Below are 16,305 nucleotides of genomic sequence, written 5' to 3' on the forward strand. Positions count from 1 at the left end.
ACCGCATCCTGTGGAAGTAAGATCCCGAAGTGAGCGATGAAAGGGAGGCAACCTAAATTCGCGACGTCCTGTCGCAACGGTTGCATGACCTACATCCTGCAGGCCCAAGGAAGCTGAAGCGTTGCCCGCGGCAAAGAAGACACAGTGAGAACGAGCGTAAGCGAAGTTTCGAACTGATGTCGCACTTGTGCCCTCGGGGTGAAAGCGTCCGGCCAGAGCGATTGGAAGTCAACATATGGCAGACGAGTGATTCATGTTATGATGGAATAAATTCTTTTACAGAATTTATCATATTTTAGTCAAATTGTTTAAGGATAGTGAAGGAGGCATTTGTCAATGGTTGATGAGATGAATAATGAATTAGCCGGGATGCAAGACTTACATGTAGGTGATGTGGTAACCGCAACAATTACCAAAGTTGAGGATAAGCAAGCATATGCGGATGCAGGCTACAAAGTAGATGCAGTTATTCCGATTAGTGAATTATCAAGCCTTCATGTAGAAAAGGTCAGTGATGTTCTGCAAGAAGGCGATGAAATTCAGTTGAAAGTAATTAAATTAGAAGATGATGAGTTAGTCTTATCACGCCGGGCCGCTCTTGCTGAAAAAGCATGGGAGGATTTGCAAGCAAAATATGAGTCCGGTGAAGTGATAGAAGCGGAGGTTGCCGAAGTAGTGAAAGGCGGACTCGTTGTGGATTTAGGAGTTCGCGGCTTTATTCCTGCTTCCCTGGTAGAGCGTCACTTTGTTGAGGACTTTAGTGATTACAAAGGACGTACGCTCCGACTAAAAGTAGTTGAAATTGATCCGAATGACAACAAGCTGATTCTCTCACAGCGTGCGGTACTTGATGAAGAGGCGGAGCAGACGAAAAAAGAACTGCTTGATAATCTCCAAGTCGGTGATACTGTCACCGGTACCGTGCAGCGTTTGACAGATTTTGGTGCTTTTGTTGATATTGGCGGAGTAGATGGGCTCGTTCACATTTCCCAAATGGCCCACCACCGTGTGGAATCTCCAGGGGAAATCGTGAAAGAGGGTGAGGAAATCGAAGTGAAGATTCTTGCTGTCGACTCAGAAAGTGAGCGTGTTTCCTTATCGATTAAAGAAACTCTCCCTGGACCATGGACAACGATCGAAGGACAGATCCAACCGGGAGATGTCATCGAAGGACAAGTGAAGCGTCTCGTTTCTTTCGGAGCATTCGTTGAAGTCGCTCCTGGGGTCGAAGGACTCGTTCACATTTCCCAAATTGCGAACCGCCACATTGGAACACCAGGCGAAGTTCTGGAAGAAGGACAGGCAGTTGAAGCGAAAGTACTCGATATCAACCCTTCCGAACAACGAATTTCGCTAAGCATTCGCGAATTGGAGAAAGAGGACACAACGGACCAGAAAGTTCATCAAGAATACGAAGCACCAGAAGAAGACCATTCCGGCTTCTCCCTCGGTGACATGATCGGCGACCAGTTGAAAAAGTATAAGCAATAAGAATAGAAATCGGCGGACTACACAGAAGCCCGCCGATTTTTCTCGTTTTTTATTATGTTGGGGCTTTATGATAGGAAACGCAGCTTTTCAGAAGCCGTCTTAGCTAGTAAGAATCGCGCTTGGGGACTGAGAATCCATACTTGAGTGGGAACTATCCAGTTTTGGAAGTGAAGAATCCAAACTGTTTCGGAAAGAATCCACACTCAGCGAGGAATATCCATACTTGATCAGGAAGAATCCAAACGTAACGCGAAATATCCATACTTCATTGGAAAGTCTCCCGTGAGTATTTCTACTAAGGAAGAATAGGAAGTTTGAAATTTGGACAGCCTGTTAGTAAAAAAGGAAAAAAATGCATATTATCTTTATGAGCTGCTGGGTGTTATGGATCATCCAAACTTTTTTAGTCTCGCGTCGTCATTCATGGAGGCTCGTGACATCCGCGATTCTGTTACTGATTATCTGGTCACTGCCGGCAGAGTGGGAGTTCGGTCCCATCTTAATCAAGCCTGTTTTTATTATTTTATTGCTCGGGGGGTTCGGGACCGCCTGCACCCTCTCGAAAACAAGGCGTATCCGGATGCTTACGCTCGCAGGCGGCTTTGCGTTTTTATTTGCTGCTTTACGTATGGCAGAATGGTATGAACCGGTTATCTTCCTATTCGGGCCGCTTTTGACTTATGTGGTGTGCTTTTTACTCCTTCACATACTTGTGATGCGCACATTCATAGAACGGTTAGCTTCCGTTCTCATCGCCTCATGCAGTGGAGAGATTATTTACCAAGCACACATGTATGACTTCACTTCCAGTATGCTGTTCGGACAAACACTATACTTGCAATACATGTTTCTCATGATCATGATGTTGTATGCGTTTGATTGGTTATGCCGCCCCCTGTCCGTCAAAAAAAGAAATCCCGTATTTTCACGGTTCAACTTGCCCGGTTCATGATCTGTCTGCTAAAATAAGTAAGCTGTACATGTACGGGTCGTTATATAAAAAGGATAAGTGTGAGAGAAGAAAGGGAAGAGTCATTTATGTCTAAACCTGTTATAGCAATAGTCGGACGTCCGAATGTAGGAAAGTCTACGACGTTCAACCGGATTGTCGGGGAACGCCAGGCAATCGTAGAAGATACGCCGGGAGTTACCCGTGACCGTATTTACAACCAAGCAGAATGGTTAAACAGAGAATTTCATGTCATTGACACAGGCGGCATTGAGCTGGGGGACGAGCCTTTATTAACGCAAATAAGGGAACAAGCCCAAATTGCGATGGATGAAGCAGATGTCATTCTATTTTTAGTTAACGGAAGAGACGGGTTAACAGGAGCAGATGAAGAAGTTGCGTCCATTCTGCGGCGTTCCAAAAAACCGGTAGTAGTCGGAGTCAATAAAATAGATAGTTACGAATTGCAAGATAGAGTGTATGAATTTTACTCTCTCGGTGTTGGAGAAGTCTTTGGCATTTCAGGAGAACATGGACTTGGGCTTGGGGATTTATTGGACGAAGTAGTACGCGCCCTTCCAGCCGATACAGACGAAGAGTACGAAGAAGATACGATTCGAATTGCTGTGATTGGCAGACCGAACGTAGGTAAATCTTCTCTTGTTAATGCCGTTCTTGGGGAAGAGCGGGTGATTGTGAGTGATATCCCGGGGACGACTCGCGACGCGGTGGATACCGTTTTTGAAAGAGATGACCAGGAATATGTGTTGATTGACACCGCCGGCATGCGTAAGCGCGGCAAGGTGTATGAAGCAACGGAGAAATACAGCGTCCTTCGTGCGTTACGGGCGATGGAACGTTCCGATGTCGTGTTGATGGTAATAAACGGGGAAGAAGGAATTCGCGAGCAGGATAAAAAAATTGCCGGGTATGCCCACGAGGCTGGCCGTGCGCTTATTATCGTCGTGAACAAGTGGGATGCGGTGGAAAAAGATGAAAAAACAATGCTTCGCTTTACGGAAGATATAAGAGACGAGTTCCAGTTTTTGTCGTATGCTCCGATTCTGTTTTTATCTGCAAAAACGAAACAACGCCTACAGCATTTACTGCCTGCCGTGAAGGAAGCGGCGGACAATCACAACTTACGTGTTCCAACGAATGTGTTAAATGACGTGATCATGGATGCGGTCGCGATGAATCCGACGCCGACTGAAAATAATAAACGGCTGCGGATCAACTATGCCACCCAAGTCGCTGTCGCACCTCCCGTCATTGTTTTGTTTGTGAATGACCCTGAACTTTTACATTTTTCCTATCGGCGTTATTTAGAAAATAAGTTACGGGAAGCCTTTCATTTTGAAGGAACACCTCTTAAAATTTATGCCCGTAAAAAAAATGACTAAACAAATGGGTGAGGGAGAAGAGGAACAATGGAACTAATCGTTTCAATTATCGCAGGGTACTTGCTCGGTTCCATTAGCTTCAGTTATGTCGTGGCGTGGAACATAAAAAAAATCGACATACGAAAACATGGGAGCGGCAATGCCGGCGCTACCAATATATTGCGGGTGCTGGGGAAAGGACCCGCTATTACCGTATTATCGCTTGATATTTTGAAAGGGATTGCTGCTGTTTGGCTTGCGAAGGGACTAGAGGCGACTGCATTTTTGCCCGCCCTCACACCACTTGGAAACATGGAAGGCCTGGCTCCGGCTCTCGCTGGTCTAGCTGCTATTCTCGGACATAATTGGCCTATCTTTTACGGATTTAAAGGTGGAAAAGGAGTAGCACCAGCAATCGGTGTCGTCAGCAGTCTTGTCTTCATCCCTGCTGTTTACATAGGAATTGTTGCTATCCTCGCTATTGTCGTTACCCGCTATGTGTCCTTAGGGTCGCTTATTTTTGGTGCGGGTACTCCCCTTATTATTTGGCTTACAAAAGATTATTACAGCATTCCCGATCCGTATTTTTATTTGACGGCTTTGCTCGGGTTGATGTCATTATGGAAGCATCGCACGAATATTGGTCGGTTAGTAAAGGGAGAAGAGAACAAAATTGGAGAAAAGCATATAAAGGAAGGGTGACTCTCATATGAACGTAGCGGTCATCGGTGCTGGGAGCTGGGGAACGGCACTCGCTACCGTGCTTGCAGATAACGGACATATGGTAAAAGTATGGACCCGTCGCAGGGAGCAAGCGGCGGAGATGAACGAGAAACGTACGAATCATAAGTATTTACCAGGATTTACACTCCCTGACAGTATTGAAGCATCTACTGATCTGAAGTGGTGTGCTGCGGAAACGAATTACATTCTTCTCGTAGTCCCGACAAAAGCTATCCGGGAAACGATGAAACAGCTCGAACCCTATGTGCATGAGGATACCATTTTAATTCATGCTTCCAAAGGAATTGAACCAGGGACCTCGAAACGAATCTCCGAAATGATAAAAGAAGAACTGGGAGAAAAAAGGGTAAAAGACGTTGTGGTGCTGTCCGGTCCGAGCCACGCGGAAGAAGTGTGCGAGCGAAAACCAACTACGGTAACTGCCTCCTCGCCGGCAGGGGAAGCATCTGTCCTCGTACAGGAATTGTTTATGAATAATCAATTCCGCGTCTACACGAATCACGATATGGTCGGTGTGGAAATCGGAGGCGCGTTAAAGAATATCATCGCAATCGGAATCGGTATGAATGACGGTCTTGGATACGGAGATAACGCGAAAGCTGCGCTGATGACGAGAGGGCTCGCGGAAATTGCCCGTCTCGGTGTGAAACTCGGCGCAAGCCCGCTCACTTTTACAGGGCTATCGGGTTTGGGTGACCTTATCGTGACTTGCACAAGTGAACATAGCCGCAATTGGCGGGCCGGCTATAAGCTCGGCACAGGGAAGAATTTAGATGAAGTGTTAAACGAAATGGGAATGGTCGTAGAAGGAGTACGGACGACCAAAGCCGTGTATGAGCTCGCCAATGAATTAGAAGTGGAGATGCCAATAACAACAGCACTGCACGACGTATTGTTTGCCGGGAAAGAACCAAACGTGGCGGCACGTCAGTTGATGGGCAGAGTAAAAAAACACGAAGAAGAAAATGTCTCTATCTTAATGAGGCAAAAGGCGTCCGATAAATAACTGTATTTGCGGCTGGCACGCCTTCCTTTAATCACGCATAAGATACTTTGAATAGAGATTAAAGGAGGCTTCGCCGCATGCGAAATCAAAACGATCCACTTTTTGACAAAATTGAACAAAAAACAAATGTGAATAAAGATGATTTATTTCGTTTAGTACAATCATTGAACGGAGCAGATTTCAAGGATGAAAGTACGGTACGTCGTGTGATAGGAGACGTTGCAAAACTCGCAGGAAAACGAGTACCAAAACAACAAGAAGATGAACTAGTAAACGCCATTGTTAATGGAAATGTCCCTCTTGACCTTTCTTCTTTAAGCAAATGGATGAAATAAAGCAATATTTCCTTAATAGTCAAGGCACTTGCTCATCCCAAACGGCTTTTCAGTGAATACAATAAAGAGAAACAAAAAGGCTGCTTGAAAGTGGAAAGAATACAAGGAACCAGTCGGGCTTGCTCCTGCTCGGCTGGATTTTTGTGATTTGTGTACAAGTCTCCGTAAGAACATTCAAGAAATGATCGGAAATCATCGGAAATGAGCGAATCGGCTATGTTATAATATGTGCTGAGTTAGAGGAGGTTGATTGGATGACACCGCTACAGAATATGTGGTTTTCCTTTTTTGGTCTATTTTTAATGTTTGTCTCTGCAGGGGCGACGGTGCTGGCACAAAAACTACCATCTTTTTGGAGAATTCTTGTCCTCATTATCGCGTTTATCTGCCTCGTAGTCGCCGGTTTGATAGTATTTGCTGTCGTAGTCAGAGGACCGATAGCTGAATAAAACGTTATACTTACATAGAAAGGAGGCGGGGCATTGCGAACGAAACGAATCAGCTTATTCATCACCGGGCTCATTGTTTGTTTTATGTTATCCGGGTGCTTGTATCCGGCAGAAAAGAAAGCTGATAATCAGGTTTCGAACGATGCGCAGCTTGCTTCTGTCCAGCAGGCAATCGATCAATTTAAAGAGGATACCGGAGTTCTGCCGATCAAAACAAAAGAAGCCGACACTCCGATTTATCAAAAGTATGTCGTTGATTTCCGAAAGTTAATTCCAAGATACATACAAGAACCCCCCAAAAACGCATTTGAAAATGGCGGGGTCTATCAATATGTGATTATTGATCCTGAGAACAGCGCGGAAACAAAAGTGATTGATTTGCGTATGATGAATGAAATTCAAGCGTTTCAACTGGATATTAATCGTTATATTAAAAAACACGGCTATGCGCCCATTGAGAAGCCAATTGGGCCGGAGGTTTTTTCTGTAAACTATAAGCAGCTCAAGTATGACTCTCCCCCTAAGGTGAAAAGTCCGTACCACCGCGGGACGTATTTGCCATTGATCATCAATCAGCGCGGGGAAGTAATCGTGGACTATGCCATTGACTTAAATATGGCATTAGAAGAATTTGACAGCAATTACGAAACAGGCGAAGACATCCGCAGTATTTTAACGGATCACTATCCCATCGTCCCCGCTTTTTCGGTACCCTATACCATTGACGAAAACGGCGACCCACAATTTAAAAAATAAGGCTCCTTTCCATTAGGATAGGGGGCCTTATTTGTGTTCGAGTGGCATATCTCTATTATATGGCGTCATACGTTAGAAATGGGGTCGTTATTTTCACAACAATGGCTTTTCGCTGCGTCATATCCATGCTATGAAGTCACTATTTACTAGTTGGTACATTTTCACTACATCATACAAGTAGTATGGCGTTGTTATTTCTCTGGGAGTGCCATTTCATGACTGCAAACGCCTGCAATGGGGTCGCTATTTTCCTGGTTGTGCATGTTGAAGGCTTCATCCGCTGATTATGTGGTTGCCATTATCTTATTTGTTCCTTTTCAAGGTTTCATACACGTACCCAGTTATCATGATCAGCAGGCAACCTTTTGTTTTCTTTTCGTCAGAATGTCATATCCCTCGTACAACGTCATAAATATATAATGATCATGTATGCAAGACCGGTATCGGAATTTATTTTTACAGGAGGGGATCTAGTGGAAAAGGTTGATATCTTTAAAGATATCGCGGAGCGGACCGGAGGAGATATTTATCTAGGGGTCGTCGGTGCAGTCCGTACCGGTAAATCCACTTTCATTAAAAAATTCATGGAGCTTGTTGTCCTTCCCAATATGGAGAATGAAACAGACAAGGCGCGAGCGAAAGATGAATTGCCGCAGAGTGCTGCCGGTAAGACGATCATGACGACGGAACCGAAATTTGTTCCGAATAATGCCGTATCGTTGAAAGTGGATGAAGGGCTGGAAGTGAATGTAAGACTCGTGGATTGTGTGGGCTACGCGGTTGAAGGAGCCAAGGGATATGAAGATGAAAACGGGCCGCGGATGATTAACACGCCGTGGTATGAAGAGCCGATTCCTTTCCAGGATGCTGCCGAAATCGGAACCCGGAAAGTAATTCAGGAACACTCTACTCTTGGGGTGGTTGTAACCTCTGACGGGACAATCGGCGACATTCCGCGTATGGATTATGTCGAAGCGGAAGAGAGAGTAGTAGACGAGTTAAAAGAAGTAGGAAAGCCGTTTATTATGGTTATTAACACTGTCCGGCCTCATCATCCCGATACAGAGGCAATGCGGGCGGAGCTCTCAGAAAAACATGATATTCCGGTGCTTGCCCTGAGTATTGAAAGCATGACAGAACATGATATTAACAACGTCCTTCGCGAAGTGCTCTTTGAGTTCCCTGTTCACGAAGTCAACGTCAACTTGCCGAGCTGGGTCATGGTGCTGCGGGAAGATCACTGGCTGCGTCAGGAATATGAGCAATCCGTCCGAAACACGGTGAAAGATATTAAGAGATTGAGAGATGTAGACCGCGTGGTACAGCATTTCGCCACCGAGTTTGAATTTATCGAAGAAGCCGGACTTGCCGGAATTGAGATGGGGCAAGGTGTCGCAGAGATTGATTTGTACGCGCCGGATGAGTTGTATGATCAAATCTTAAAAGAAGTAGTCGGCGTGGAAATCCGCGGGAAAGACCATCTGCTCCAACTCATGCAGGACTTTTCCTACGCGAAAAGTGAATACGATCAAGTTAGTGATGCCCTGAAAATGGTGAAGCAGACAGGTTACGGCATTGCTGCACCGGCCTTAACCGATATGAGTTTGGACGAACCGGAAATCATCCGACAAGGATCAAGATTCGGCGTTCGTCTGCGGGCGGTTGCGCCATCTATCCATATGATAAAAGTAGACGTGGAGTCTGAATTTGCCCCGATCATAGGAACAGAAAAACAGAGTGAAGAACTCGTACGCTATCTCATGCAAGACTTTGAGGAAAACCCGCTTTCCATTTGGAACTCAGACATCTTTGGACGTTCCTTGAATTCAATTGTCAGAGAAGGCATCCAGGCGAAAATTTCCTTAATGCCGGAAAACGCCAGATACAAATTAAAAGAAACGTTAGAGCGTATCATCAACGAAGGCTCCGGAGGCTTAATAGCGATCATATTATAAATTATAGCGACAGAAGCGGCTTTCACAAAGTCAGCTTCTGTTTTATTTTGAGGTGAAGTTTGGATTCCTGGCTCAGTAGTGTGGATTCAACCAGTATGATTCTGGATTCTGAAGGTTATAGTCTGGATATTATCGACAAAAGTCTGGATTCCAGGCATTGCAGTCTGGATTTTTGCGATACAATAAGAGGGGAAAGGAATTGAAGAACCCCCCAAAAAGAGGGTTGGTTCATAACGTGGAGCATCAACCCTGCTCCATTTTCGTTAAATAGAATCAGGGAGGTACATGCATGATACAGTCAATCGAGATACACATGCTGCCTAAAAGTGCAAGTACGAACATAGAGGATATGGAACGCTTGACGAACATCATTAACCGAGTATACGCGGCGGCGGAGGGAAGTTTGTGGTCACCCGGAACAGTAAGGACGACTGTGGACGAAATGACAGAACTGACGAGGGATGGTGAGATCGCTGTGGCCCGTGCAACGGGGCAAATCGTTGGATGTGTCCGTATCCGGCAGGTCGATCAAGAAATGGGAGAGTTCGGATTGCTTGCGGTCGATAGCGATTATCAAGGGGCCGGGATCGGACGAGCGTTAATCCGCTTTGCCGAACAGAAAGGTCAAAAGGAACACCTTCATCGAATGCAACTTGAATTGTTAGTGCCAGAGGAGGGCTCTCACCCGACAAAAGTCACCCTGGAAAATTGGTACACCCGTCTCGGCTATCTCCCGGTACGTGCCGAAACCGTTGCTGCATCGTTTCCGAAACTCGCACCACTGCTCGCAACACCCTGTCAGTTTAAGGTTTTTCAAAAAGAATTACGAGAGTGAATCAATTTCAAAAGTACGTATTCAGTTAATAAACACGAATAATCATCTAATATAATGATTAGTTGTTCGTTTTATTTATATAGCCACCGCATCCTTCGGAAAAGAAGACACAGTGAGAGCAAGCGTAAGCGCAGTCTCGAACTGATGTTTTCCTTGTGCCTGTAGGTGAAAGCGTCCGCCTGCAGTGGAGATCAACCGTTCTGCGCTACATAGGAATAGTTCGGATTTAAGTAGCTGTATTTGAATGATGAAATTAACTCAGAGTAGTAGAAAAATGAATAGAATTTCTTCAAGGGATTGAATATACCCGAACAGGATGACACTGTTCGGGCTTCTATATTCCTTCATCCATTTGGTACAGCTGCTTGTAGTAGTTATTTGTTTTCAGCAATTGTCTGTGTGGTCCGCGGAGTTTCACTTTTCCTGCTTCCATGAAGATGATGTCATCCATCAGTTTGGCGCCGGCCAGGTGGTGGGTGACCCAGATGATCGTTTTGTCTTTGGCCGCTTCCAAAATGGTAACAAGCAAGTCATGTTCTGTGCGCGGGTCGAGCCCGGTTGTTGGCTCATCCATCAGCAGGATGGGCGTATCCTGCAACAGAACGCGTGCGAAGGCGACCCGCTGTCTTTCCCCGCCGGAGAAGCGTCCGCCCATTTCATCCATTTGCGTATGGATCCCACCAGGCAGCTGATCGATCATTCGCATCACCTGTGCCTGCTCAAGTACGGCGATTATCTCTTCCTCTGACGCGTCCGGCTTGCCAATCCGGACGTTATTCGCGATCGTTGTATGGAAGATATGCGGCTTCTGGTTTAAAACAGACACCGCACTCGACAGGTAGTGGCTGCTCATTTCTGTGTTATTCAAATGGATCTTCCCCGTTGCCGGCTGAATGACCCCGGACAGAAGTTTTAACAAAGTAGATTTCCCCGTACCGCTCTTACCAAGCACGGCCACTTTTTTCCCGGGCTCGATGGTAAGTGATAAGTCATCGATAACAGGAGGGGCGGACCGGTTATAAGAATAGGTGACATGATCCAAGTGAATGGCCGGTCTGTCCCAGATGATGTTTTCTCTAACAGCAGGCAGGTCTGCCATGCTGTCTTTCTCTTCAAATGCCTCCATACGTTTGATGGAGTCCGTGTACAAGGGGATCTCTTCTACAGCCTCACTAATCGGAAGTAAAGCATCAGCAACCGAGAACATCATCAAGACGAAGGCGGCGATAATAGTGGGGGAGATGCTGCTGCCTGTTTGCGCATCAGACCAAACCATGACAAGAATTATGGCAATCCCTGCAGTGAAGCGCAGAATTGCCTCCCGTTTGTGATGCCACAATTTCATTTTATTTTCACTTGTAATCAAGTTTTTGTTATCTTCGGCCACTTGATGGACAATCTCCTGTACTCTTCCGCTGACCATCCAGTCCAGCTTCCCGAACATCGCATCCGTCACGTGTTGGTAGAGACTGCCTCGTTTCTTTTTTATGGCAAGATGTTTTCTCCGCATTGTTTTATAGGACAAAAAAGGTACCAGAAACACAATGATTCCCAAGAAGGCAAGCATCATAAGCATGAACGGCAGGTCAAAGAAGCCGAATACTACTGCAAGCACACCGTATACGACAATTCCGATAATACTTGGAAACAAGGTACGTATATAAAAATCCTGCAGTTTTTCGATGTCATCTGCCAGTATGCTTAAAATATCACCTGTCTGATAGCGGCTCTGCAGGAATATGGCCTGCGGTTCCAGCGTATCGTATAACCTTTGGCGGTAATGAGACAGAATGCGGAGGACGATATCGTGGCTCACCAGCTTCTGTAAGTAAGGGAACAACGCCTGTCCGATACTGAAAGCTCGCACTGCCACAATCGGTACGTATACGATCATTATATTTTCCGGACGCAACGATGACTTGGAAATTAAATAACCGGATACGAAAAGCAGCATGGCGCCTGAGGTGACACCTAGTAGTCCGTATATAACAGATAGAGACATCCGGCCTTTGTACAGGTGTATATAAGGGATAATCCATCGATTCATCCGCTCTCCTCCTTTCCCCACCGGACAAACGATACATAGTTGCCCGACTGATTCATTAATTGTTCATGTGTTCCCTGATGCTTCAACTCGCCGCTTTCCAGGAACAGAATATGATCCAACTGCTTCAGCCAATGCAGGCGGTGGGTTGCCAAGATGACAAACTTATCTTTAAATACCCGGAGCATTAACTGTTTGATTTCATATTCGGTTTCAATGTCCAGATGGGCTGTTGGCTCATCCAACAAGATGACGGGCTTTCCGCTAAGCAGTGCCCGGGCGATGGCGATACGCTGCTCTTGCCCGCCGCTTATGGAACGGCCTCCTTCACCGATTTTTTCATGGATGCCGGCCGGAAACGACCTCACCAGATCCTCTAGCCCAATTTCCTGAATCATCTGCTGTACCTCTTCATCTGAAGCGTCCAGGGCATAAAACCGGATGTTGTCGGCGAGGGACAGTGGGAAAACATACGGAGCCTGAGGGATGTAGGCAATCTGTTCGAACCAAGATTCATTTTTCAAAGAAGAAACTGGTTGATCATTGATCTGGATGGAACCGTCCGTAGGCAGCAACAGCCCCGCCAATACGTTAATCAAAGTGGACTTTCCTGAGCCGCTCGCTCCGATGATACCGTTCCAACCGGTACGAATGTTAAAACGTAAGTCATCCAGCAGCTTTTTTTCAGCAATACCTACTGTTACTTTGTCAAACGTCAATACGCTGTCCTGCTGCCAGTCGAATAGCTCTGTCTGTTCGTTTGTCTGCCGGCTTTCTTCTGTGCTGATCAAATTGTCAATTTCTTGCATAGCGAGCTGTCCGTCCAACGTCGCATGATAATCTTTTCCGACCTGTTTAATCGGTGAGAAGTATTCCGGAGCCAAAATGAGAATGGTAAGGGCTGGCAAGAGAGTGATGTCCCCCTCAATGAGACGAAGACCCAAACCGACAGCCACAAACGCAATGGATAAGCTGGTAAAAAAATCCAACGCAAATGTCGACAGGAAAGCTACACGCAAGGTGCGCATGGTGGCGTTGCGATAATCCCCGCTTACTTGCTCGATCTTTTTGGCGTGTTCCCGGCTTTTTCCAAGGTAAGCCAAGGTTTCAAGCCCTTTTAACGAATCAATGAAATGGTTGGATAATCTCGTGTACGTTTCGTATTGCCGATCGGCCATCATCTGAGCAGCCAGTCCTAATAAAATCATAAAAATCACGATAATCGGCACGGCAAGTACTAAGATGACGGAAGATATCGGATCATAAAGAAAGACAAAAATGACAATGAATGCTGGGATCACCGCTGTTTTGATCATCCGGACGCCGATAATTTCCACATATCTCTTTACGTGATCCACCCCTTCCATAGCTAGAGTGACCAGGTGGCCGATGCCGATCTGCCGAACAAATGCATGGCTTCGTCCAAAATACGTCTGCATCAAACGGTCACGAAGCATCTGCGCCGACTTGGCAGCGTATTTGTCGGCTGCAGCCATTTCTATATGGGTGATAAGGTAGCGGATTACAAAAGCAACAAAAAAGAAGCCAATGTCAGGGATAACTTCTCCGATTGGCATTCTATCAAATAAAAAGGTGATTGCCCGAGCCAGAAAATAAGCTTGGGCAATGATAGCGACGGCTTCACATAGTATGAAAATGGTTAAGAGACTATGGGTTTTTAAAGAACCCGGGTAGTTTGGTAGTTTTTTTACGCGTTGTTTTTTCATCAGTATTCCAACTCATCTTCTTGTTTTACTCTTTTTCTAAAAATATAGTAACTCCATGCCTGATAGCCGAGAACAAAAGGAAGCAGGGCAATGGAAAAGTACGTCATGAGCTTAAGAGTGTACCCTCCAGATGAAGCATTATAAACCGTTAAGCTGAATGCATCTGAGATCGAGCTGATCATTACACGGGGGAACATACCGATAAAGATACTTCCCGTCAACAGAATGATTGTCACGGTTGTTAAAGCAAATGCATTGAAATCCATTTTCTGCGCATTGTACAAATTGGCAAATAACAGAGCGACCCAAGCCAAAATCGGAAGTACCATAAATGTCTGACCGTGGTTGGTGAACACATCGGAAGTAAAATAAGCGATGATAATGAACGCCAGGAAAAGGACGATGGTTACTGGTGTTACTCTTTGTCCCAGCTTGCGCGCACGCTCCTGCAGGTCACCGGTCGTGCGGATGGTGATAAACTGCAGTCCGTGAGTGATGGTCAAAAATAGGAACATCGCACCGCCTAGCAGGGCAAAAGGATGCAAGAACTGCAGGAATCCGCCGACCATCTCTTTATCCTGATTAATCGGCATACCGGTAATGAAGTTGGCGAGGACCACGCCCCAAAGAATCGGTGGCAGAAGACTCCCGGCAAACATCGCCCAGTCCCATGTATGCCTCCATCGCTGGTCTTTGACTTTTCCCCGGAATTCGAACGAGACCCCTCGTATAATCAGCGCCAGAAGCATGAAGACAAGAGGAATGTACAATCCGCTGAACATCGTCGCATACCAGTGCGGGAAAGCGGCGAACATGGCGCCGCCTGCCGTGATGAGCCACACTTCATTCGCATCCCAGAAGGGGCCGACCGTGTTAATATACACCCGTTTCTCCTGATCATCTTTTCCTAAAAAGCGTGAGACAATCCCAACTCCGAAGTCGAACCCTTCTAATACGAAGAAACCGACAAATAGAATCGTGATCAAAATGAACCAAAACTCACTAAGAGACAATTTCGGCACCACCTTTTCTATCGAAGGGATCTGACGCTGTTGGCAAGTCTGTGTCAAAATGATCCGTTTTCTTAATATGGCGAGCGAACAAATAGATCGTCACGATCGCAAGAACACTGTAAAGAGCCGTGAAGGCAATGAGAGAGAAGAGCATCTCATTTGCCGTAACGGACGGTGATACCGCATCCTCCGTTTTCATCAAACCGAAAACAACGAACGGCTGGCGGCCCATTTCCGTTAAGATCCATCCGCAGGTGTTGGCGATAAAAGGAAGGATCATCGCAAATGGCATCAGTTTTAAATACAGATTGTTCTTCGGTAACTTTCCTCTCCGAGAGGCATACATGCCGTAAAAACCAAGGAGCAGCATGACACCGCCGGCACCTGTCATAATCCGGAACACCCAAAAGAGGGTAGTGACAGGCGGAATGTAATCCCCGGGGCCGTATTTTTCCACGTATTGTTCTTGAAGTTCATTTATTCCTTCGACAGAACCGTTGAACTGGTTGAAAGACAAGAAGCTGAGCAGATAAGGAATTTGAATTTCAAAGTTATTTTTTTTCTCTTCTGTATTGATATCAGCAAAAACAGTGAAGGGAGCAGGATCGCCGCTGTTTTCCCAAAGCGCTTCGGCTGCGGCCATTTTCATCGGCTGTGACTTTACGAGATATTGTGCCTGCCAGTGGCCTGTGAATAAAATGGCGAACGCTGACAAGGCTCCGACAGTAATGGCAATGCGGAAGGAACGCTTGAATAGGTCCACATCATGCCGGCGAATGAGCTTCCAGGCACTGATACCCGCGATCAGGAATGCACCTGTCGCAAAAGATGTCAAGAGGACGTGCGGGAATTGTGCCCATAGGTGCGGGTTTGTCAAAATAGCACCGAAGCTGTTCATTTGGGCCCGGTCACCCGCAAATTCAAAACCTACCGGGTTCTGCATAAAAGAGTTCGCTGATAAAATCCAAAAGGCGGACATGATCGTGCCAATGGATACAAGCCACACAGAAGCGAGGTGCAAACGCTTGGAAAGCCTGTTCCATCCAAACACCCATACGCCGATAAAGGTAGATTCCAGAAAGAATGCGAGCAGGCCTTCAATCGCCAAGGACGGACCAAACACGTCACCGACAAATCGCGAATAGGTGGACCAGTTCATCCCAAACTGAAACTCTTGCAAAATACCTGTCACGACACCGACGGCAAAGTTAATAAGAAATAATGTGCCGAAAAACTGGGTCAGCCGCTTATAACGATCGTCCCCTTTGATCACATACATGGTCTGCATGATCGCGATCGTCAGGGCCATGCCAATGGAAACAGGAACAAAGAAGTAGTGAAAAATGGTTGTGGATGCAAATTGGAGCCTTGCGATGAGTAAGGGATCCATCTTTATCCAACTCCTCTGCTTTTGATAAAATACAATTTTATTCTGAAAAATTAACTGTATCTTTAGTATAAGCCGGCTTTCACCCTACTCTGTTCTCTAATCGTTACAACTTAGGGACTTATTTGCGACAGCTTTATGTCGGAAAAAATAGTATTTCTAATTGTAAACGGTTACAAACGGGAATGCTGGCACAGAAAGTGTTTTGGGGGAGAAATATTTATTTTTGCAT

The 16,305-nt window shown here is 45.9% G+C and carries 14 protein-coding genes; 10 read left to right on the forward strand and 4 right to left on the reverse strand.

What is annotated here, in order from left to right; all coding sequences use genetic code 11:
* The first annotated feature begins 336 nt into the window (after positions 1-336).
* The 10 genes from rpsA (at position 337) to LOR49_RS12650 (ending at position 9,902) form a co-directional block, all read left to right on the forward strand.
* Entirely contained in the window at positions 337-1,491 is a 1,155-nt protein-coding gene (gene rpsA, locus LOR49_RS12605; RefSeq protein ID WP_240377093.1) for a 30S ribosomal protein S1, read from the forward strand.
* A gap of 367 nt (positions 1,492-1,858) precedes the next feature.
* Positions 1,859-2,443: a YphA family membrane protein gene (locus tag LOR49_RS12610; RefSeq protein ID WP_420830462.1), complete on the forward strand. Its 585-nt coding sequence runs from the start codon at positions 1,859-1,861 to the stop codon at positions 2,441-2,443.
* 86 nt (positions 2,444-2,529) lie between these two features.
* Positions 2,530-3,843, forward strand: a complete 1,314-nt coding sequence (gene der, locus LOR49_RS12615; RefSeq protein WP_240377095.1) for a ribosome biogenesis GTPase Der — start codon at positions 2,530-2,532, stop codon at positions 3,841-3,843.
* Positions 3,844-3,870: 27 nt separating this feature from the next.
* Positions 3,871-4,524, forward strand: a complete 654-nt coding sequence (gene plsY / locus LOR49_RS12620; RefSeq protein ID WP_240377096.1) for a glycerol-3-phosphate 1-O-acyltransferase PlsY — start codon at positions 3,871-3,873, stop codon at positions 4,522-4,524.
* A gap of 7 nt (positions 4,525-4,531) precedes the next feature.
* Complete coding sequence (locus LOR49_RS12625; protein WP_240377097.1) at positions 4,532-5,572, forward strand: NAD(P)H-dependent glycerol-3-phosphate dehydrogenase; 1,041 nt, start codon at positions 4,532-4,534, stop codon at positions 5,570-5,572.
* Positions 5,573-5,649: 77 nt separating this feature from the next.
* Complete coding sequence (locus LOR49_RS12630) at positions 5,650-5,907, forward strand: stage VI sporulation protein F (protein WP_240377098.1); 258 nt, start codon at positions 5,650-5,652, stop codon at positions 5,905-5,907.
* A 254-nt stretch (positions 5,908-6,161) separates the two neighbouring features.
* Complete coding sequence (locus tag LOR49_RS12635; protein ID WP_240377099.1) at positions 6,162-6,356, forward strand: DUF2768 domain-containing protein; 195 nt, start codon at positions 6,162-6,164, stop codon at positions 6,354-6,356.
* 33 nt (positions 6,357-6,389) lie between these two features.
* Positions 6,390-7,112: a hypothetical protein gene (locus LOR49_RS12640; RefSeq protein WP_240377100.1), complete on the forward strand. Its 723-nt coding sequence runs from the start codon at positions 6,390-6,392 to the stop codon at positions 7,110-7,112.
* Between the two features lie 473 nt (positions 7,113-7,585).
* Positions 7,586-9,067, forward strand: a complete 1,482-nt coding sequence (gene spoIVA / locus LOR49_RS12645; RefSeq protein WP_240377101.1) for a stage IV sporulation protein A — start codon at positions 7,586-7,588, stop codon at positions 9,065-9,067.
* Between the two features lie 289 nt (positions 9,068-9,356).
* Positions 9,357-9,902, forward strand: coding sequence for a GNAT family N-acetyltransferase (locus LOR49_RS12650; protein WP_240377102.1), 546 nt, complete (start codon positions 9,357-9,359; stop codon positions 9,900-9,902).
* Positions 9,903-10,236: 334 nt separating this feature from the next.
* Here the strand turns inward: LOR49_RS12650 and cydC are convergent, their stop codons facing one another.
* The 4 genes from cydC to LOR49_RS12670 are packed head-to-tail and all read right to left on the reverse strand — an operon-like array spanning position 10,237 to position 16,076.
* Positions 10,237-11,949, reverse strand: a complete 1,713-nt coding sequence (cydC, locus tag LOR49_RS12655; RefSeq protein WP_240377103.1) for a thiol reductant ABC exporter subunit CydC — start codon at positions 11,947-11,949, stop codon at positions 10,237-10,239.
* Positions 11,946-13,673, reverse strand: coding sequence for a thiol reductant ABC exporter subunit CydD (gene cydD, locus LOR49_RS12660; protein WP_240377104.1), 1,728 nt, complete (start codon positions 13,671-13,673; stop codon positions 11,946-11,948). Before cydD ends, cydC begins: the two co-directional genes overlap by 4 nt.
* A complete protein-coding gene (gene cydB, locus LOR49_RS12665; protein ID WP_240377105.1) occupies positions 13,673-14,686 on the reverse strand; it encodes a cytochrome d ubiquinol oxidase subunit II in 1,014 nt (337 codons plus the stop codon). Before cydB ends, cydD begins: the two co-directional genes overlap by 1 nt.
* Entirely contained in the window at positions 14,676-16,076 is a 1,401-nt protein-coding gene (locus LOR49_RS12670) for a cytochrome ubiquinol oxidase subunit I (protein WP_240377106.1), read from the reverse strand. The genes cydB and LOR49_RS12670 overlap by 11 nt, the downstream gene beginning before the upstream one ends.
* Positions 16,077-16,305: the final 229 nt, after the last annotated feature.

Source organism: Bacillus piscicola (assembly GCF_022458745.1).
GTDB lineage: Bacteria > Bacillota > Bacilli > Bacillales > Marinococcaceae > Alteribacillus_A > Alteribacillus_A piscicola.